Source organism: Tardiphaga sp. 768_D3_N2_1 (assembly GCF_052076105.1).
Classification (GTDB): domain Bacteria; phylum Pseudomonadota; class Alphaproteobacteria; order Rhizobiales; family Xanthobacteraceae; genus Tardiphaga.
Genome location: NZ_CP197245.1, coordinates 1177263 through 1196235, shown reverse-complemented (window position 1 = coordinate 1196235; position 18973 = coordinate 1177263). Strand labels below are relative to the sequence as shown.

Below are 18973 nucleotides of genomic sequence, written 5' to 3'. Positions count from 1 at the left end.
CGCCCGGCTTTTCCGACCGAAAAGCCCGATCGCCGCGCGATTGCGGGTTCCATTCGACGCGCCGCCCGCGTTTTGCGCAGGAAAGGCCTGATGTCCGCATGGATTCTTCGGGATGGCCATGGGGATCTGAACGTCAAAATGGAACTTTGGCCGCCCTTTTCAGGTTGGCTCTTCACCACTCAGTAACGGCACTTAGCGTTAAGAAAGCGTTGATGGGTTGGCGAGCAGTCGATCAATTACAAGTGGCGGTTTCATCGTAGTGCTGATGCCTTGAGCCCACAGTGAATAAAAATGGGGCAAAAGTGTCATGCAGTCGTTGCATAGCATGGCGCCAATCGAGGATAGTACAGAGCGCGGCGGCACAACCGATATGTGCTGCCATTCTCGTGACTGATCTGAGTTTTCTGATGGCATCATCTTCGTCCGCGCCCGCTGGATCCGACTCCAAGCGTCAACGCGCCCTCCCGATCCCCAAGGGCGCCGCGGACATGCCGACCTTTACCCCGGATTCATCCGTCGTTTCCGATGTGATCCCGTCGCCGAATTTCGGTGAGCGTAACAAGGGCCTCGTGCCCGACATGATCGTGCTGCACTATACCGGCATGCCCGATCCTGAAGGCGCGATCACGCGCCTGTGTACCGCGGGCACCGATGTCTCGACGCATTACATTGTGCTCGAAGATGGTCGCATCGTGCAGACGGTGCCGGAAGCGAAGCGGGCCTGGCACGCCGGTGTCGCTTTCTGGGCCGGCGAGGAGGACATCAATTCCTGCTCGATCGGCATCGAGATCATCAATCGCGGTCATGACTGGGGCTATCCGGATTTTCCGAGCCGGCAGATCGCCGCCGTCACCGCGCTGTGCCGCGGCATCATGCTGCGTCATGACCTGCAGCCGCATCGCGTGCTTGGCCATTCCGACGTCTCGCCCTCGCGCAAGAAGGATCCCGGCGAGAAATTCCCGTGGCACTCGCTCGCCAATTCCGGCGTCGGCCACTGGGTGATGCCAGCGCCAATCGTGCGCGGCGAAACCATGAAACTCGGCACTGCAGGCGACGACGTGCTGGCGCTGCAACATGCCCTGGCGCGCTATGGCTACGGCATCGAGACCGATGGCCAGTACAATGCCCCGACCATGGAAGTGGTCACCGCCTTCCAGCGCCATTTCCGTCCCGAGCGCGTCGACGGTCTCGTGGATCACTCGACGCTCACGACGCTGCAGGCCTTGCTCGCAAGCCTGCCGGCGGAGACGACGACCGCCGCGCGCTAGAGGTTTTGTTTTGACGCGTTTTCTTGACGCGAACCGGTGCCCGCTTCGCTCGAAAACGCTTTAGTCCTCCTGCCGATCCAATTCAGCCAGCCGGCGCGCGTAGAGCCGGCGCAGCGGTGCGAGTTGTGTGGCTGCACTGGCCCGATGATACGCATCGCGCGCGGCATCGCGCCGGCCGAGACGGCGCAGCAGATCGGCGCGCACCGCCGGCAGCAGATCGTAGTCGCCGAGTCCGCCTCGTGCCTCCAGTGCATCGATCAGATTCAACGCACGCAGCGGACCATCGACCATCGCCACTGCCGCGGCATGATTGAGTTCGATCACCGGCGACGGCCTGATCCGCAACAGGACTTCGTACAGCCCGGCGATCTGCGGCCAGTCGGTGGCTTGATAGCTTGACGCCCGCGCATGCAGTGCCGCGATCGCAGCCTGCACCGCATAGAATTCAGGGCGCCCTGGCAGACGCAAAGCTTCTTCGACAAGCGCCAGCCCTTCGAGAATTTGCTGCCGGTCCCACAGCCCGCGATCCTGCTCCTCCAGCAAGATAATGTCACCGGCGGCGGTCTGCCGCCCGGCACGGCGCGCATCGTGCAGCAACATCAGCGCCAGCAGTCCCTTGATTTCACCGCGCTGCGGCATCAGCGCATCAAGCAAACGAGCTAGCCGGATTGCTTCCCGCGCCAGGTCTGGCCGCATCAGGTCGTCACCTGACGTGGCGACGTAGCCTTCGGTGAAAACCAGATAGATCACGGCCAACACGCCGCGCAGGCGCTGTTCGAGCGCATCTCGCACAGGCACTTCATAGGGAATTCCGGCGATGCGGATCTTCTGTTTGGCTCGGACCAGCCGTTGCGCCATGGCGTCTTCGCCGATCAGAAACGCCCGTGCCACCTGAGCGGTACTCAATCCACAGACGGTCCGCAGCGTCAGCGCCACCTGAACCTCGAGCGCGAAAGCCGGATGGCAGCAGATGAAGATCAGCCGTAGCATGTCGTCGTCGAGAATGGCGGCGTCACAGTGATCGTCATTTGCGCTCGCGTTCAACAACAGCTCGTGCGTCACCTGTTCCTGCTTGCTGCGAAACGATACCAGACGCCTGACACGGTCGATCGCCTTGTTGCGGCCGACATTGACAAGCCACGCACGCGGATTGGCTGGCGGCTCCGCGGCTGGCCATCTTTCAAGCGCAACCGCGAAGGCATCCTGCAACGCATCCTCGGCCAAATCGAAATCGCCGACGAGGCGGATCAGCGTCGCCAGCGCGCGACCCGCCTCGTTGCGAAAGATCTTGTCGATTTCGGCGGGTGTCATGGGTGTCAGTTATAGACCCAGATCGGCCGCACCTCGATCGAACCGACCCGCGCGCCGGGAATCCGCGCCGCGATCGCCAGTGCGGCATCGAGATCCTTCGCGTCGATCAGATAGTAGCCAGCGAGCTGTTCGCGCGTTTCAGCGAACGGACCATCGGTGGTGAGCATCTTGCCGTTGCGCACCTGCACCGTGGTCGCTGTGGTCGTCGGCTGCAGCCGGTCGCCTGCCTTGAAATTGCCGCTCTGGACGATGGACTGGGTGAACGCGCCATATTCCTCGAGCATTTTCTTGCCTGTGGCGGCGTCCATTTTCGCGTATTCGGCTTCGTTCTGGTAGATCATCAGCAGATACTGCATGGTGTTGTCTCCTCTTGAGCGGCGCCATTCGCCGTGACATGGGCATGATCGGGTCCAGAAACTGGTTTCTACTTTCCGGGATCATGCGGTCAGTCGAACGAACCGGCAGCAGAACGACATCTTCAAGATAATTTATTTTGACGGCTTGCGCCGCCGGTCAGTGCTTGACGTCGGCGCCGGCAACCCCCATGGCTTCCTGGTCAGTCGGCTGGACGGCCGCTCCCGCTACGGTCGAAAGGCTGCGGGAGAGGAAAGTCCGGGCTCCATCGACATACGGTGCCGGATAACGTCCGGCGGGGGTGACCCCAGGGAAAGTGCCACAGAGAACGAACCGCCTCGCCTCCCTCCGCAAGGAGCTGGCGCGGTAAGGGTGAAAAGGTGCGGTAAGAGCGCACCGCGTATCCGGCAACGGAAACGGCATGGCAAACCACACCGGGAGCAAAACCGAATAGGGACGGCAACGCAGTCAGTTCGCTCCGGCGAAAGCCTTCGGCGATAACACTGCAGGGTGATGTCTCGCTCGCTGTCCGGGTAGGTTGCTTGAGGCCATAGGCAACTATGGTCCCAGAGGAATGGCCGTCACGTATCGCCGGTGCAAATCGGCGATGCCCTACAGAACCCGGCTTACAGGCCGGCTGATATCTTTCTGAACAACGAGGGGCCCGGCGCAACACGCCGGGCCCCTCGCCAGTTTTAGCACCGTCGGATCAACCCGCCGCACTGGTGCGATCGAGATCGAGCACCTGACGCTCGAACAGACCGCGATAGATGCCACCCGGCCGTGCTGTGAGCGTGGCATGGGTGCCCTCTTCCGCGATGTGCCCGTGATCGAACACCAGGATGCGATCGAGGCTGCGCACCGTCGACAGGCGATGCGCGATGACGATCGAGGTGCGGCCTTTCATCAGCCGCTCCATCGCTTCCTGGATCAGCGCCTCCGACTCTGAATCCAGGCTCGATGTCGCCTCGTCCAGAATCAGCACCGGTGCATCGGCCAGGAATGCACGCGCCAGCGCGACACGCTGCCGCTCGCCGCCCGACAGTTTCACACCGCGCTCACCGACCAGCGTGCCGTAACCTTTCGGCAGCCGGGTGATGAAGTCATGCGCATTCGCCAGCCGCGCCGCCTGTTCAATCGCCGCCATGCTGGCGCCGGGCCGTCCATAGGCGATGTTGTCGGCCAGCGAACGGTGAAACAGGATCGGATCCTGCTGCACGATCGCAATCCGGCTGCGCAGCGACTCCTGCGTGACCTCGGCGATGTTCTGATCGTCGATCATGATGCGACCACTCGAGACATCGTAGAGCCGCTGGATCAGCTTGACGAAGGTCGTCTTGCCGGAGCCCGAACGCCCGACCAGACCGACGCGTTCGCCGGCGCGGATGTCGACCGACAGCCCGTCATAGAGCGGCGTGGCATGACCGCCATAATGGAACGTCACGTCATCGAACAAGATGCGGCCGCCCATGATGGCAATCGGCTTGGCGTCGGGTGCATCGGCAATGCCGAGCGCGACATCATGGATGGCAACAAGCTCCTCCATGTCGTTCACCGAACGCTGCAGGTTGTTGATGTGCATGCCGACATCGCGCAGATAACCGTGGATGACGACATAGCTCGTCAGCACATAGGTGACATCGCCCGCCGTCGCCTGACCTTGCAGCCACAGCCACAAGGCGCCACCAATCACCGCCGTGCGCACGCACAGCAGCACCGCGAGCTGCACCGTGCTGGTGGTGTTGTAGCGAAACCATGTCCGTGCCACGCGCACGCGCCAGCGGCCGACGACCTGCCCCAGCCGCTCGTCCTCGCGGCTTTCCGCGCCGAAGGATTTCACCACGGCGTTGCATGTCAGCGCATCGGCCAGCGTGCCGCCGACCTTGGTGTCCCATGCATTCGACACGCGCGCCGCCGGCGCGATGTAGCGCGTGGAGAACCACACGGTCATCGCGATATAGGCGACCGTGCCGACGGCGATGACGCCGCCCAGCGCCGGCCAATGCCAGCCGAGCAGCAGCATCGAGCCAAGCAACACCACCAGCGACGGCAGCAGCGCCATCAGCAGCGTGTCATTGAGCAGATCGACCGCCCACATGCCGCGCGTGACCTTGCGCACCGTGGAGCCCGCAAAGCTGTTGGCGTGCCAGTCGGTCGAAAAACGCTGCACGCGCGCGAAAGCCTCGCGCGACAGATCCGACATGATGCGCAGCGTGAACGGAACGATGGCGTGGATGCCGAGCAGCCGCAGCAGCATCGACGACGCACCGAGTGCGACGATGGCGCCGAACGCCATGAACGCCGCCTGCCGCGCCGCCGGGTCTGTTCCGCCTTTGGTGACGGCATCGACCAGCTGGCCCGAGAACAGCGGCATGAACAGATCGGCCACCGTTGCGCCGAGCAAACCGACAGCAACTGTCACCGCGCGCCCGGGCTGCCGGAACCAGTGCCGGATCACGAAAGGGATCACCACGCGGATGGCAGCGGCGCGGTCCTTCGATTTCAGAGTCATGACTTCATCCGGCAGCGCCCCTGCGCAGACCGGCTCCATGGTTTGACGCGCAACGGCCAGGCCGAGCGCGAGCGTCCTAAAAGTACAGAAACGGGAAAGATCAGGATGATCGGGACATCAGGCCCGACCGGCAGAGGCGGAACCGGGGCTCAATGAACCCGCATAAACCCGCATGCGCGCACCGAACCGAGAATTCCGGAGAGCAGATCAATCGACTTCATGCAGACTCTCCCTCGGGTTCGAGCAATGGAAGTTAGTTTTATAGATGTGCCGCCGGCTTTTGGCAACATGATGGCGAGCACGCTGCGGCGCCGCGAAAGCGCCCTTAGAACTGGAAATACAAGAACTCAAGCCGCTGCCACATACCGAATAGCGCGATTGTGAAAGCGATTGCCACGAGGAGTGCCCATAGGGCATTCGGACGCCACCGCACCAAAGCCGATGGCTCGGGTGCGCGCCTGTATTCACGATAGCCAAAAATTTGCGGCACATTGGGCATGGCAAGGGCCACGACCATCGCCATGCCAAGGATGATGCTTCCCGCCAGCCAGAGCTGGCCCGCGCCGAGCAGAATCGGCAAATCCATCACGCGCAAAACGCCTGGGGATACATAGGCATGAGCCTGGTCACCCTGCCCAGACAGACCGCGCAGCATCTGCCACGCCCCCGCGACGGTCCCCGCGCGGAAAAACACCCAGGCGATGACGACCGCCACGAATGTCACTGCCCAACCAGCTATCCTTGCCAGCGATAGTGCGCCGTCCTGCTTCACATCACGACCACCGCGCCAGAGGTGATTGATGCACAAATACAGCCCGTGCAATCCACCCCACACCACGAAGTTCCAACCAGCGCCGTGCCACAGGCCACCAAGCAGCATCGTCAGCAGTAGATTGATATAGCGCCTGATCTCACCGAGACGATTGCCTCCCAGCGGGATGTAAAGATAGTCGCGTAGGAAACGCGACAGCGTGATGTGCCAGCGCCGCCAGAACTCGATGATCGAAGTAGCGCGGTAGGGCGAGCGGAAATTCACCGGCAAACGGATGCCGAACAAAAGGCCGAGGCCAAGCGCCATGTCCGAATATCCGGAGAAATCGAAATAGATCTGGAGCGTATAACTGAGTGTCGCGAGCCATGCCCATGCCGTCGTCACACTGCCGCCGGCATCGACATGCGCGAACACCGGCGACACAAACTGCGCGAGATTGTCAGCGATCACGACCTTCTTGAACAGGCCCGCCACGAAGATCGCAAGACCGCGCGCAGCCATCGACGCCGTGCGCGTGCTGCCAGCTCGCCTGAACTGAGGAATCATCTCGGCGTGATGGACCAGCGGACCGGCGATCAGATGCGGGAAAAACGAGACGAACAGCGTATAGCTGACGATATCGCGCTCGACCTTGGCGCCGCGCATCACGTCGACCAGATAGGCGATTTGCTGAAAGGTGAAGAACGAGATGCCGAGTGGCAGAACGATATTGGTCAGTGGCATCGGCACGCCGCTTAGCGCCCCGACCGTGTCAAGCAGAAACCCGGCATATTTGAAGTAACAGAGCGTTGCGAGATTCAATGCAACACCGAGCATTCCCAAAGAGCGGCAATACCGAGGATCGGCCATCAGCAAGCCGAGACAGAAATTGCAGCAGATTGAGGTGAGAAACAGTAGAAGATAGATCGGTTTCCAGGCGCCGTAGAAGAACAGCGAGGCGCCAGCGAGCACCAGAACGCCTGCGCGTGGCGAGTGGCGCCGCGCTGCCGCGAAGGCCAGCAACACTGCAGGCAGAAACTGAAACAGGAACGTGAACGAACTGAACTGCATGCGCGGTTAAAACTTCAATCGCGACATGAGATAGCGGGTATAGATAGGGATGCCCAATACATTGATATGCTGTTCGTCAGCAAAGTGTTGCAGCTCAAGTCCCGGCACAAGATGAATTTCGTGGACTTCGTATCCACATTGTTGGCCAGCGTCTCTGATTAATGCTGCATTTGCCTCGTCCTTCGCTTTCCAGGAAGGCTCCTTGCTTCGATCATACTTAGGTGCCCAAGGTGGCAACACGACCGTGAGTTTTCGTGTCCGTATTGCCAATTCGCATAGCGCAAAAATTTCATGACGCGCTTTGACCCCCGAAATATTCCAATTTCTGTAGTGCTGATGGCTGCTGATATCATTAGGCCAAGAATAATTAGGTTGGACAGGAAGCCTCTCGAGACCGTAGTCAGGGGGCTTCGGACCGTAGACCGCAATCTTGCGATCTGCTGCAAAACGCGATCTGAACGCTTCTCGAATATAATGGATCAATGTTCCCACTCGCATAGGCAGGAACATCGTCATTTGCTCACCAACCGACATGCGCGCTGCGACATCCGGAGGGAAAATTGCGGCGTTTGCTATGCCATCGTTGGAAATCAACGCGGTGACACTGAGAACAACGTGGGCGCCTGAGAAAACCTCCGGCCGCGCATGTGCGGCGGCAAGAAAAGCCAGCGGCTCTCCGGCCAAATACGCGATGTTAACGACGCGCCCTTCCGGCAAGCCCATAACCTGAGCGGCTAGCATCGGGTCAGCCTGAAACGCCATCCGACTGTCTCCAGCGAAAATCAGTGTTGGGTTGCCGTCCAGAAGGGAGAGCTTTGACGCAAGCGCTGCAGGAATATCAACGTGAGTACGATTAGCAACGTGTAGCAATAGACCGAGCCCGACAAGCCACGTGATGGTCGTCACGGCAACGGTTGCAGCGACCCAAAGCGCAGCGCGCTTGTGCGCTTTCTTCCAAATAGATTCGGCGGGAATTGAAATTTCTGGACACATCCAGAAACAAAAGCACAACCTCTGCGATTAAAGCAAGATGCACCAATCAATGATCAGTGCCCGCCGCCGCCCGCATTGGCGGGATTGCTGGGCTTGTTCAGCAGCATCACCATCAGGCTGAGACCGACATAGAACACCGACAGCATGAAGAACGCATCGCCGAAGCCCATCACCACGGCCTGGCGGTGGACGATCTGCGACAGCTGCTTCATCGCCATGCGCGAGGCATCGCCCATGCCCTGGAATTTCTGGGTGAACATGTTGAGCGTCTCGACCGCCTTGGCGTTGCCCCAGGTGACCTTGTCGTGCAGCCGCGTGATATGGAAATCGGTACGGTGGTCGAGCACGGTGTTGATCATCGCGAGCCCGAGTGCGCCGCCAAGGTTGCGCGTGAGATTGAACAGGCCCGAGGCGTTCTTCAGCATCTGCGGCGACAGCGTGCCGAGCGCGATGTTGTTGATCGGCACCATGGCCAGCATCATGCCCATGCCGCGCAGGATCTGCGGCAGCAGCAATTCATAGAAATCGAAATCGCGCGTGATCCAGGTCATCTGCCAGGTGCCCGCGGCGAACAGCACGAGGCCGGTGGCGATCAGGATGCGCAAATCGACCTTGGTCATCAGGCGGCCGACGATGGGCGCCATCAGGAACATGGCGATGCCGGAGACGAACATGGTCTCGCCGATCATCATCGCGCTATAGCCGCGGACTTCGGCGAGATAACGCGGATAGATGTAGGTCAGGCCGTACAGACCGATGCCGATGCAGAAGGAGAAGGTCGAGCCGAGCGCAAAGTTGCGATTGGTAAAGGCGCGCAGGTCGACGATCGGCTCCCTTGCCGTCAGCACGCGCCAGAAGAAAGCGACCGCCGAAAACGCACAGATCACGGCGAAGGTCGCGATGGATTCGTCCGCGAACCAGTCGTTGCGCGGCCCCTCCTCCAGCACATATTCGAGCGAGCCGAGGAAGCCGGCCATGAAGCCGAGGCCCCACCAGTCGAAGTGATCGAGCAGTTCGAAATGCGGCTCGTCGAAATCCACCAGCGCGAGCACGCCGATGGTGATGCCGATGCCCGGCACCACATTGATGAAGAACAGCCAGTGCCACGACATCACGTCGGTGATATAGCCGCCCACCGTCGGGCCGATGGTCGGCGCCAGCGTGGCGACAAGGCCGATGATCGGCGCGACGATGTGGAATTTGGAGCGCGGGAAGACCGTATAGGCCGAGGCGAACACGGTCGGGATCATGCCGGCGCCAAGGAAGCCCTGGATCGCGCGCCACAGGATCATCTGCTCGATGGATGAGGTGAAGCCGCACATCAGGCTGGCGAAGGTGAAGCCCGCTGCAGAGATCGCGAACAGCAAACGCGTGCCGAACGCGCGCGACAGGAAGCCGGATAGCGGGATCGCGATCACCTCCGCGATCAGATAGGCGGTCTGCACCCACGAGACTTCATTGGAGGATGCGGACAGGCCGGCCTGGATTTCCGACAGCGAAGCCGAAACGATCTGGATGTCCAGGATCGACATGAACATGCCGAACACCATGATCAGGAATGCGAACAGGCGCTTCGGCGCAATCCGGTCCGCATCCACCGGCGCGGCCGGCGGTGTTCCTGACAGGGTTGTCGATGCTGACGACATCAGCGTGATCCGTTACTGCGCAGGCGTAGCACCCGGCTTGGTGTTGACACGGACATAGACCGACATGCCGGCGCGCAGGATATGCTGCTTCGCGATATCCGCCGGCACGCGGACGCGCACGGGCACGCGCTGCACGATCTTGGTGAAGTTGCCGGTTGCGTTGTCGGGCGGCAGCAGCGTGAACACCGAGCCGGCGGCAGGCGCGAGGCTCTCCACCGTGCCCTCGATGGCGCGGCTGCTATCGGCATCGAGCTCGATCGAGACCGGCTGGCCGGGCTTCAGGCGACGCAGTTGCGTCTCCTTGAAGTTGGCGTCGATATAGACGTCGTTGAGCGGCACGACATTGCCGAGACGCTGGCCCATGCTCACGAAATCGCCGGTCGAGACCAGACGGTTCGAGAAGATGCCATCCACCGGCGACTTCACGGTGGTGAAATCGAGGTCGCGCTCGGCCTTGTCCAGTGCGCTCTGCAATTCGGCGAGTTGCGCGCGGGCTTCGTTCTGCTGTGCCCTGGTGACTTCGACGGCGCTCTTGGCGGAATCGACCGAAGCCTTCGCAGCCTTAACGGCAGCCGAGGTCTGGTCGCGGTTCGATTGCGAGGTCTCATAGACCGAACGCGAGGCGAAGCCTTGCTTGCTCAGCGTTTCCTGACGGTCGAATTCGAGCGAGGCGCGATTGGCCGCGGCATCGGCGGACGCGAGTTGCGCCTGCGCCTGTTCCACAGCGCTTTCCTGTGCGCCAACCTGACGGCCGATGCGGTCGATGGTCGCCTTCTGGGTTTCGATCTTGCGCTTGGCGGCATCGACCGCGATCCGGTAGTCGCCGTCGTCGATCCTGAAGATCACGTCACCGGCCTTCACCAGCACGTTGTCGCCGGGCAGGATCTGCGCGATATGGCCGGAGACGCGCGCGCCGAGCGTGGTGTTGTTGGCGCGCACATAGGCGTCGTCGGTCGAGACGATGAAGCGTCCGACCAGATAATAGTTCACGCCATAATAGATGGCCGCAGCGGCGAGCAATGCGCCAACGCCGAGCAACACCCTTTTCTTCTTGCCGGACTTCGGCGCAGCGGTTTGCGCGGCAGCTGGCGGCGCTGCGGCCGCGGGCTGTTCAGGCGCGGGGGCATCCGCGGGACCGCGGGCAGCAGGCTCCTCGGCGACAGGCGACACGACGCGCACCGGCGCGCTGTCAGCCTCGCCTTCCGGGCGAATGATACGGGCAGCCTGGTCGCGTGGTCCGGCCATTCCGGCCTCCTCAAGCATGTAAATGCGGAGACCTGCCGACAGGCCGGGCCCCCGCTTGCTGTGACAATATGTAAATTGACCGAACGGTTCGGTCAAGATACGGTTTGACCAGTTCATCACGATTTAGCGTTATTCCAGTTTCATCCCGGGGCGGTCCCCCGCTGATTCATCGAACAGGCTGAATGAATGGTTGCCTCCCACCCTGCCCCCCTCCCGCCGGTCGGCGAGGAAGACAGCGCCAAACGCCGCCAGATTCTCGACGGCGCGCGAAAAGTCTTTCTGGATCTGGGCTTTGACGGCGCCAGCATGGGCGAGATCGCGCGTGCCGCCGGCGTCTCCAAGGGGACGCTTTATGTCTATTTCACCGACAAGAGCGCGCTGTTCGAGTCGATCGTCGAGCAGGAGAAGCTCGAACAGGGCAAGGCCGTCTTCAATCTCGATCCGGAACGCGATGCGGTGACCACGCTCGGCGAGTTCGGCCGGGCCTATATTCAGTTGCTGTGCCGCCCCGGCGGCGGCTCGGCGATCCGCACCGTCATGGCGATCGCGGAGCGCATGCCCGATGTCGGCAAGCGCTTTTACGAAGCGGTGCTGGCGCATGCGATCCGGCAAGTCGCCGGCTATCTCGATGCGCGCGTTAAAGCCAGGGAACTGAAAATCGAGGATACGGAACTGGCAGCGGCGCAGTTCATGATGTCGTGCCAGGCGACGCTGTTTCAGCCCTTCATCTTCCAGGCCAAACCGACGCCGACGCCCGCGGAGATCGACAAGGTTGTCGACAGCGCGGTGCGGATGTTCCTCGCCGCCTACCGCATCTGACACCCAAGCCTATTCGTTCTCGTAGAAGTCCTCGTCGTCAGGCGATTTGCGCGTGGACTTCTTGGCCGTGCGACCGATCGAGCCGGTCACGCCGCCATAGTCATTGTTGCGGCTGGCATAGGGATTGCGGCTCTGCGCCCGCGCGGCGATCTCCTCGCCCGACACGGCAGCCGGCTGGCAGATCACCGGGCGCTTCGGCCGGCGCATCAGATCCACGTGGATGTGATCGTAGTGATAGACGTTGGAGCCCGGCGCCAGCACGGTATTGAAGACCTGGCACGCGCCGCCCTGGATGTCGCGCAGGAAGCCCTGCTCTTCCGGCATGCCCTTCCAGCCTGCCTTCACCGAGACGCTGCGGCCATCGGCGAGGATGAAGGCGGAGATATCGAGCGCGTTACCGAATGCATGTTCCGAGATATGCGCGCGCGAATTGCCGTTCATGCCGCGGCACGAATAAGCGGAGATCTGCTTGATCTCGGCGACGCGGACGCCGAACCAGCGCATCGCTGCCGGCTGCACGGACTCCGCAAGCCACTTGTCGAGCGCCGAGACAATCGGACAGGCCAGCGTCGCCACCGGCTTCACGGCGACCGGGCCGACTGAGCCCGTAACATTGCCGGGCCCCGGACCAAGGCGTTGCGGCGCATAATCCTGCGGCGGCTGGCTCTGCTGCACACCTGAACTATAGCGGCCGTAAGGCGCACGCGGCTGCGACTGCTGTGCCGGCATCGCCTGCGGCGAGCCTTCCGGCGGCAATTCGATTTCGTCTTCATTATCCGGCGGCACGCCAGGCGCGTTCAGCGAGATCGGTCCGTTATTGGCAGCGCCGCCGTAAGACGAACCGCCATAGGACGGCTGCTGCGGCGCGGCTTGCGGATAGGAATTCGGATAGCTGCTCGCAGGACGCGCCATGGTCTGTGGCTGCTGCTGGACCGGCCAACGCGGCTGGCCTGCGCCGCCGATGCCGCCGGGCGGCCGCAAACTTTCATCGGCAAAACCGTAGCTGCTGCTGGCCTCGCCGAGCGCCGCCACCTTCAAGGGAAATTCAGCGCCGCAGACACCGGGCCCGGAAATCGGGTTGATCCGAACCAGATCAGCGCCTTCTTTCACCGTGCCGGATTTGAGACATGCGACTTCTGCCTCGGCACGCCATGGCTCACGTTCCTGGGTCTGAAACAGACCGCGTCCGCAACCCGCAAGCGATACAAGGACGACGGAGCCGACGAGATACAAACGAACTCTGCGCGTCATTCGCGCAAGGTGGTCGAAATGTTTTAAAGACTCTTCAACGCATTGAATTCACGTTTGATTTACCATGTTGCCGACGCCCGTACTGCTGACAACGATTGATCGACTTCATTCTCTTTTCTGCGGGAACGGATCGCCGGCCTTCGCGTTACTCCGCGCGACAACGTCAAAGGGAGGGTTCCCATGACCATGTCCGGTCAACTGAGCGTTGTGATCGCCTATGCGGCAATCGCCTTCGTCGGCGCTATCGTATTGGGCGTGCTGTAGAGACCCAACCCCATGAAGCTTTCGCACGGCGTCCGCTCCCCCGAGCGGGCGCTTTTTGCTGGTGTGACCTGCCAATAGCCAATTGACAGTTTGACGCAGGCCGGGGCCTGATGCCCCCGTTGCGAGCGCTTGCGCATCGCGCCGGGACGACGCCCCGCGCAGTAGACCAGCGCCGAATTTAGAAGTCAGGAAACGCCTATGCGCAAATTCTTCGCCGCAGCCATTGCGGCTGTATCACTCGCCGCTGCACTTGCAGCCCCCGCTGCGGCGCAAACCCCGATCAAGATCATGGTTGGCGGTATCGACAAGCAGATCTATCTGCCGGCGAAACTCGCGGCGCAGCTCGGCTTCTTCAAGGAACAGGGGCTCGACGTCGAACTTTTCAACTCCACCTCCGGCTCGCAGGCAGCGACCGCGCTGCTCGCCCGTGAAGTGCAAGGCGTGGTCGGCTTCTACGATCACACCATCGACCTGCAGTCCAAGGGCAAGTTCATCACCTCGGTGGTGCAATTCGCCGTCGCGCCTGGCGAAGTCGTGCTGGTGAAGACTGCCGATGCGGAGAAACTAAAGGATCCCGCCAACTGGAAGGGCCAGGCGCTCGGCGTCACCGGCCTCGGCTCTGCCACCGACTTCCTGACCCGCGCGCTCGCCGCCAAGGCCGGACTGAAGATGCAGGACTACACGCTGGTGCCGGTCGGCGCCGGCGACACGTTCCTGGCTTCGATGCAGCAGGGCAAGATCGTCTCCGGCATGACCACGGAGCCGACGGTGGCCCGCGCGGTGAAGAACGGCACGGCAAAAGTCGGCATCGACCTGCGGACGCCGGAAAGCACCCGCGCCGCGCTCGGCGGCGATTATCCGGCCGCGTGTCTCTATATGGACCGCGCATGGATGGAAGCGAACAAGGAGACGGCACAGAAGGTCGTCAATGCCTTCGTGAAGACCTTGAAGTGGATGAACAGCCACTCGCCGGAGGAAATCGCCGCGCAGATGCCGAAGGACTATTATGCCGGCGAACTCGACCTCTATGTGCAGGGCCTGAAGGAAGGCAAGCCGCAATATTCCGTGGATGGCATGATGCCGGCGGGCGCACCGGAATCGGTGCTGAGCGTGCTGAACAGCTTCTCGCCGAACCTCAAGGGCAAGACCATCGATCTGACCAAGACCTACACCACGGATTTCGTGGTCAAAGCCAACGCGACGAACTGAGCATGACGGCAATTGCATCGCCCTCCGCCGTCGCGCTGAAGAACGTCGCCCGCCGCTTCGTCACGCCTTCGGGCGACGTTCTCTCCGCGCTGGAGGATTTCGACCTCACCATCGCGCCCGGTGAATTCATGGCCGTGGTGGGCCCGACCGGCTGCGGCAAGTCGACGACGCTCGGGCTGATCGCCGGCCTCGCCCGCCCGCAAGGCGGCGAGGTCACATTGTTCGACGCGCCGGTCACCGGCGTCGATCGCCGCGTCGGCTTCGTGTTTCAGCAGGACGCGGTGTTCCCGTGGCGCGATGTGCTCGGCAATGTCATGGCCGGACCGCTGTTTCGCGGCGTGGCGAAAGACAAGGCGGAGGCCGAAGCGCGCGACTGGATCACGCGTGTTGGCCTCAAGGGCTTCGAACATCATCATCCGCATCAGCTCTCCGGCGGCATGCGCAAGCGCGTGGCGCTGGCGCAGACCTTCATCAACAATCCCCAGGTGCTCCTGATGGACGAGCCGTTCTCCGCGCTTGACGTGCAGACCAGGGAATTGATGCAGGAAGAACTGCTGCAGCTGTGGGCACAGGCAAAATCCGCGGTGCTGTTCGTGACGCATGATCTCGACGAGGCGATCCTGCTCGCCGATCGCGTCGCCGTGCTGACCACGCGCCCGGCGCGGGTGAAATCGGTGCACACGATCGACCTGCCGCGTCCGCGCGATGTGGCGACGCTGCGCTACGACGAACGTTTCATCGCGATTGCGCGAAAGATCTCCGACGACCTGCGCGAGGAAGTGTTGCGCGCGCGAGCGGGACACTAAAATGACCGAAACAACCGTCTCCGCCCCCCTCGCCGCCGACGGCCGTATCGAAACCGCGGTGCAGCGCATGCGCCGCCATCAGCGCCTCGTGCTGGCGCTGCGCCTTGCCGTTCTCGTTGTCCTGATCGGCGGCTGGGAATTCGGCGTCCGTCTCGGCGTGATCGATCCGTTCTTCTTCGGCCAGCCATCCGGCATCGTCACCAAGCTGATCGACTGGACCGAAAACGGCACCTCGATCGGGCCGCTATGGTTACAGATCTGGGTGACGATCTATGAGGCCGGCGCCGGCTTCCTGATCGGCTCCGCCATGGGCATCCTGTGCGGCATCGCGCTGGGACGTAACCAGCTCCTGTCAGACGTGTTCTCGATCTACATCAAGGTCGCGAATTCAATTCCGCGTGTCGTGCTCGGCTCGATCTTCATCGTGGCCCTCGGCCTCGGCGCGGCCTCGAAGATCGCACTGGCCGTCGTGATGGTGTTCTTCGTGGTGTTCGCCAACGCCTTCCAGGGCGTGCGCGAAGCCGACAAGAACCTGATCGCCAATGCGCGCATCCTTGGCGCCAGCAACTGGCAGATGACCCGCGCCGTGGTGCTGCCCTCGGCGCTGTCCTGGATTCTCGCCAGCCTCCATGTGTCGTTCGGCTTCGCGCTGGTCGGCGCCATCGTCGGCGAATTCCTCGGCGCGCGCGAAGGCATGGGCCTGCTGATCGCGACCGCACAAGGCTCGTTCGATTCCAACGGCGTGTTCGCCGCGATGATCGTCATTGCGATTGTGGCGCTGCTGGCCGAATGGATTTTGACCATGATCGAGAACCGGCTGCTGACCTGGCGCCCGGATACCACCGTTAACGAGTGACCACTGAAGCCCGGCGCGCTTGATTCAAATCAGCGCGCCGGCAGTCATTCCCCGGTGCAACAATGTTGCCCCTATCCCCCCGCGACGACACATTTCTCCGCCGCGACGAAACCGTTTTGCAGAATTGACGCAAATTTCCTGAAACCGCCGCTGGGTACATCTCCCGCCAACGAAGCGCCGAACGGGCGCTCATTCACAGGCGCTCAAACGGAGATTCCCATGATCACCCTCGCTTCCTTCGAACGAAAAATTCGCCGTGCCGCCGTCGCCATCGGCGCGCTCATCGCCGGCGCATTCTCTTTCACGCATTCAGCCGTTGCAGCGCCGCTACCGCTGTTTCCGTTTTTCATGACACCGCCGATGCAGGTCGAACCCTCGCCCTATATGCAGTCTCCGCAGGTGGAAGACGAACGCCCGGCCATCGAACAGCCCGCGCGCTTCAAGCGGCAGATCGTCAACTATCCGACCCGTGAAGCCCCCGGCACGATCATCGTCGATACGCCCAACACCTATCTCTATTACGTGCTCGGGAATGGCCAGGCGATCCGCTATGGCATCGGCGTCGGCCGCGATGGTTTCACCTGGTCCGGCGTACAGACCGTGACCCGCAAGGCCGAATGGCCGGCGTGGACTCCGCCCGCTGAAATGATCGCACGCCAGCCTTATCTGCCGCGCCACATGGCCGGCGGCCCCGGCAACCCGCTCGGCGCGCGCGCCATGTATCTCGGCGGCACCATCTATCGCATCCACGGCACCAATATGCCGGAGACCATCGGCACGCAGGTATCGTCCGGCTGCATCCGCCTCACCAATCAGGACGTATCTGATCTGTATTCCCGCGTCACTGTCGGCACCAAGGTCATCGTGTTGCCGATGGACCGCCGTGCAGACAGCGCAAGTGGCAAACGCGGCTAATCTGAGGCGCGGCTCCTAACTGGCGCGCATGACCCTGGCATTGTAATGTCCCCGCGTTTCGAGCGGGGACATTATGCGTCTTAAACCCATACTGATCGGTGCCGTGCTGGTCGCCGTCTTTTTCATGGTCGCACTCAAGGTGATGGACTATGTGGCGCCGCGCGGCACTGGCTCGGCGCCAGTGCTGGTCGAATTGCCGCCGCTGCCGGCCTCACCCGCTCGCAGCTCCAGCATCGTCGCGCCGATCGCCATTGCACTCACCGCGATCCGCGATGCCGCCGACCGCGGCGCGCCGCGCAGCTTCAACGGCACGGCTGACAATCCTGTGCAGCAATTGCTGCAGGATGCCGATATCAAGTGGACGGCCGCACGCGGTCCGATCGCAGCGACCGGCGCGCAGGACACGCTGACCATGTCCGCGCCCCTGACCGGCGCGCTCAATGTCACCGGCGCCATCTCGACCAATGTGCGCGATGCGCTGGGCGGCGCGCTCGGCAACCTGCTCGGCGGCAATGTGGCCAAGCAGCTTGGCAACATCAACATCAAGAACGTCAATGCCAATGCGGAAATCCGCGGCAATGTGGTGGTCTCGGCGCAGCCGCGGCTGACCCCGAACTGGCGGATCGACCCGAACCTGGCCGCTCAGGTGACACTCGGTGATACCAATGTCGCGGTCGCCGGCGCACGCATCAATGTGCCGGCGCAGGTCAAGCCGATGATCGACAATGCGGTCAACGAGCAGATCATCGCCTTGCAGCAACGCCTGCGCAACGATCCCGCCTTCGAGCAGAGTGCCCGGCGTGAATGGGCCAAACTCTGCCGGTCGATCCCGCTGCAAGGGGCGAGCGCATTGCAGAACCTGTACATCGAATTGAAGCCGACGCGTGCCGTCGCCGCCCAGCCACGCGTCGATGCCAGCAATATGACGCTGACAATCGGCGTCGAGGCCGAAACACGCGTGACCTCAACGCAGACGCAGCCGAATTGTCCGTTCCCTGCTACACTCGCCATCGTGCCGCCCGGCCCCGGCAAACTCAACATCGGTGTGCCCGTGGACATGCCTTTCACTGAGCTGAACAAGATCATCGAGGCGCAGCTAGCCGGCAAGACATTCCCCGAAGACAATTCCGGCGCGGTCGCAGTGACGGTGAAGAAGGCAACGGTCTCAGCCTCCGGCGACCGCCTGCTCATCTCATTGCTGGTGAATGCCAAGGAGAAGCAGAGCTGGTTCGGCCTTGGCGGCGAAGCGACCGTCCATGTCTGGGGCAAGCCTGCGCTCGATCAGGCTGCACAGACGCTGCGCTTCACCGATCTGGAACTTGCCGTTGAATCTGAAGCGGCCTTCGGCCTGCTTGGCGCGGCAGCCCGTGCGGCCATGCCATTGCTACAGAAGACGCTGGCCGAACGTGCGACCATCGATCTGAAGCCCTTTGCCTCGAACGCGCAAAAGAAGATCGCCGCCGTCATCGCGGATTTTCAGAAGAACGAAAACGGCATCCGCGTCGGCGCCGAGATCAGCAGCCTTCGCCTTGGCGGGATCGCTTTCGATTCCAAAACGCTCCGGGTGATCGCGGAGGCCGACGGCGCCATCAATGTGAATGTAACGGCATTGCCGGGGCTGTAGATTAACTCGATTGACGCGCAGCGAAGAGCGCACCCGAAGAACGGGCGCGCCCCTGGCTTACTGGTCTCTAGCCCGCGT

General features: G+C 62.2%; 15 protein-coding genes and 1 other RNA gene. 8 read left to right on the top strand and 8 right to left on the bottom strand.

What is annotated here, in order from left to right:
* The first annotated feature begins 407 nt into the window (after positions 1–407).
* Positions 408–1268: an N-acetylmuramoyl-L-alanine amidase gene (locus AB8A27_RS05545; RefSeq protein WP_441241043.1), complete on the top strand. Its 861-nt coding sequence runs from the start codon at positions 408–410 to the stop codon at positions 1266–1268.
* A gap of 60 nt (positions 1269–1328) precedes the next feature.
* Here the strand turns inward: AB8A27_RS05545 and AB8A27_RS05540 are convergent, their stop codons facing one another.
* Both AB8A27_RS05540 and AB8A27_RS05535 read right to left on the bottom strand, forming a co-directional pair.
* Positions 1329–2579, bottom strand: coding sequence for an RNA polymerase sigma factor (locus tag AB8A27_RS05540; RefSeq protein WP_441241042.1), 1251 nt, complete (start codon positions 2577–2579; stop codon positions 1329–1331).
* Positions 2580–2584: 5 nt separating this feature from the next.
* Complete coding sequence (locus tag AB8A27_RS05535; RefSeq protein WP_441241041.1) at positions 2585–2935, bottom strand: YciI family protein; 351 nt, start codon at positions 2933–2935, stop codon at positions 2585–2587.
* 200 nt (positions 2936–3135) lie between these two features.
* On the opposite strand from AB8A27_RS05535, the gene rnpB reads away from it, so the two are divergent.
* Positions 3136–3578: RNase P RNA component class A (gene rnpB, locus AB8A27_RS05530), an RNA gene on the top strand.
* A 64-nt stretch (positions 3579–3642) separates the two neighbouring features.
* On the opposite strand, the gene AB8A27_RS05525 is transcribed toward rnpB, so the two are convergent.
* The 5 genes from AB8A27_RS05525 to AB8A27_RS05505 all read right to left on the bottom strand — a co-directional run bounded on the left by AB8A27_RS05525 (position 3643) and on the right by AB8A27_RS05505 (position 11151).
* Positions 3643–5445 (bottom strand): ABC transporter ATP-binding protein, encoded by a 1803-nt coding sequence (locus tag AB8A27_RS05525; RefSeq protein ID WP_441241040.1) that lies wholly within the window; start codon positions 5443–5445, stop codon positions 3643–3645.
* A gap of 325 nt (positions 5446–5770) precedes the next feature.
* Positions 5771–7267 carry an MBOAT family O-acyltransferase gene (locus AB8A27_RS05520; protein ID WP_441241039.1) on the bottom strand — a complete coding sequence of 499 codons (1497 nt, stop codon included), beginning with the start codon at positions 7265–7267 and terminating at the stop codon, positions 5771–5773.
* 6 nt (positions 7268–7273) lie between these two features.
* The gene (locus AB8A27_RS05515; protein ID WP_441241038.1) at positions 7274–8173 is read right to left on the bottom strand and encodes a hypothetical protein; all 900 of its coding nucleotides are present in this window, start codon (positions 8171–8173) and stop codon (positions 7274–7276) included.
* A 140-nt stretch (positions 8174–8313) separates the two neighbouring features.
* On the bottom strand, positions 8314–9906 hold the full coding sequence (locus AB8A27_RS05510) for a DHA2 family efflux MFS transporter permease subunit (protein ID WP_441241037.1): 1593 nt from the start codon (positions 9904–9906) through the stop codon (positions 8314–8316).
* A 12-nt stretch (positions 9907–9918) separates the two neighbouring features.
* On the bottom strand, positions 9919–11151 hold the full coding sequence (locus AB8A27_RS05505; protein WP_441241036.1) for an HlyD family secretion protein: 1233 nt from the start codon (positions 11149–11151) through the stop codon (positions 9919–9921).
* Between the two features lie 186 nt (positions 11152–11337).
* On the opposite strand from AB8A27_RS05505, the gene AB8A27_RS05500 reads away from it, so the two are divergent.
* Positions 11338–11970, top strand: a complete 633-nt coding sequence (locus AB8A27_RS05500; RefSeq protein ID WP_441241035.1) for a TetR/AcrR family transcriptional regulator — start codon at positions 11338–11340, stop codon at positions 11968–11970.
* A gap of 9 nt (positions 11971–11979) precedes the next feature.
* Here AB8A27_RS05500 and AB8A27_RS05495 read toward each other — a convergent pair whose 3' ends face one another.
* Positions 11980–13221: an extensin family protein gene (locus tag AB8A27_RS05495; RefSeq protein WP_441241034.1), complete on the bottom strand. Its 1242-nt coding sequence runs from the start codon at positions 13219–13221 to the stop codon at positions 11980–11982.
* A gap of 462 nt (positions 13222–13683) precedes the next feature.
* Between AB8A27_RS05495 and AB8A27_RS05490 the strand changes: the two genes are divergently transcribed.
* From AB8A27_RS05490 to AB8A27_RS05470, 5 genes are all read left to right on the top strand, one after another.
* Positions 13684–14694, top strand: coding sequence for an ABC transporter substrate-binding protein (locus tag AB8A27_RS05490; RefSeq protein ID WP_441241033.1), 1011 nt, complete (start codon positions 13684–13686; stop codon positions 14692–14694).
* A gap of 2 nt (positions 14695–14696) precedes the next feature.
* The gene (locus AB8A27_RS05485) at positions 14697–15500 is read left to right on the top strand and encodes an ABC transporter ATP-binding protein (protein WP_441241032.1); all 804 of its coding nucleotides are present in this window, start codon (positions 14697–14699) and stop codon (positions 15498–15500) included.
* A gap of 67 nt (positions 15501–15567) precedes the next feature.
* Positions 15568–16356, top strand: a complete 789-nt coding sequence (locus AB8A27_RS05480) for an ABC transporter permease (protein ID WP_441244834.1) — start codon at positions 15568–15570, stop codon at positions 16354–16356.
* A gap of 219 nt (positions 16357–16575) precedes the next feature.
* Positions 16576–17271, top strand: coding sequence for a L,D-transpeptidase (locus tag AB8A27_RS05475; RefSeq protein ID WP_441241031.1), 696 nt, complete (start codon positions 16576–16578; stop codon positions 17269–17271).
* A gap of 73 nt (positions 17272–17344) precedes the next feature.
* The gene (locus AB8A27_RS05470; RefSeq protein WP_441241030.1) at positions 17345–18895 is read left to right on the top strand and encodes a DUF4403 family protein; all 1551 of its coding nucleotides are present in this window, start codon (positions 17345–17347) and stop codon (positions 18893–18895) included.
* Positions 18896–18973 lie beyond the last annotated feature (78 nt).

What these genes read in the sequence shown, in the direction of transcription:
- AB8A27_RS05510 (WP_441241037.1), bottom strand. Translation starts at nt 9,906, where the DNA reads ATGTCGTCAGCATCGACAACCCTGTCAGGAACACCGCCGGCCGCGCCG.
- AB8A27_RS05470 (WP_441241030.1), top strand. Translation starts at nt 17,345, where the DNA reads ATGCGTCTTAAACCCATACTGATCGGTGCCGTGCTGGTCGCCGTCTTT.
- AB8A27_RS05490 (WP_441241033.1), top strand. Translation starts at nt 13,684, where the DNA reads ATGCGCAAATTCTTCGCCGCAGCCATTGCGGCTGTATCACTCGCCGCT.
- AB8A27_RS05485 (WP_441241032.1), top strand. Translation starts at nt 14,697, where the DNA reads ATGACGGCAATTGCATCGCCCTCCGCCGTCGCGCTGAAGAACGTCGCC.
- AB8A27_RS05545 (WP_441241043.1), top strand. Translation starts at nt 408, where the DNA reads ATGGCATCATCTTCGTCCGCGCCCGCTGGATCCGACTCCAAGCGTCAA.
- AB8A27_RS05505 (WP_441241036.1), bottom strand. Translation starts at nt 11,151, where the DNA reads ATGGCCGGACCACGCGACCAGGCTGCCCGTATCATTCGCCCGGAAGGC.
- AB8A27_RS05475 (WP_441241031.1), top strand. Translation starts at nt 16,576, where the DNA reads ATGATCACCCTCGCTTCCTTCGAACGAAAAATTCGCCGTGCCGCCGTC.
- AB8A27_RS05500 (WP_441241035.1), top strand. Translation starts at nt 11,338, where the DNA reads ATGGTTGCCTCCCACCCTGCCCCCCTCCCGCCGGTCGGCGAGGAAGAC.
- AB8A27_RS05520 (WP_441241039.1), bottom strand. Translation starts at nt 7,267, where the DNA reads ATGCAGTTCAGTTCGTTCACGTTCCTGTTTCAGTTTCTGCCTGCAGTG.
- AB8A27_RS05525 (WP_441241040.1), bottom strand. Translation starts at nt 5,445, where the DNA reads ATGACTCTGAAATCGAAGGACCGCGCCGCTGCCATCCGCGTGGTGATC.
- AB8A27_RS05535 (WP_441241041.1), bottom strand. Translation starts at nt 2,935, where the DNA reads ATGCAGTATCTGCTGATGATCTACCAGAACGAAGCCGAATACGCGAAA.
- AB8A27_RS05480 (WP_441244834.1), top strand. Translation starts at nt 15,568, where the DNA reads ATGCGCCGCCATCAGCGCCTCGTGCTGGCGCTGCGCCTTGCCGTTCTC.
- AB8A27_RS05540 (WP_441241042.1), bottom strand. Translation starts at nt 2,579, where the DNA reads ATGACACCCGCCGAAATCGACAAGATCTTTCGCAACGAGGCGGGTCGC.
- AB8A27_RS05495 (WP_441241034.1), bottom strand. Translation starts at nt 13,221, where the DNA reads ATGACGCGCAGAGTTCGTTTGTATCTCGTCGGCTCCGTCGTCCTTGTA.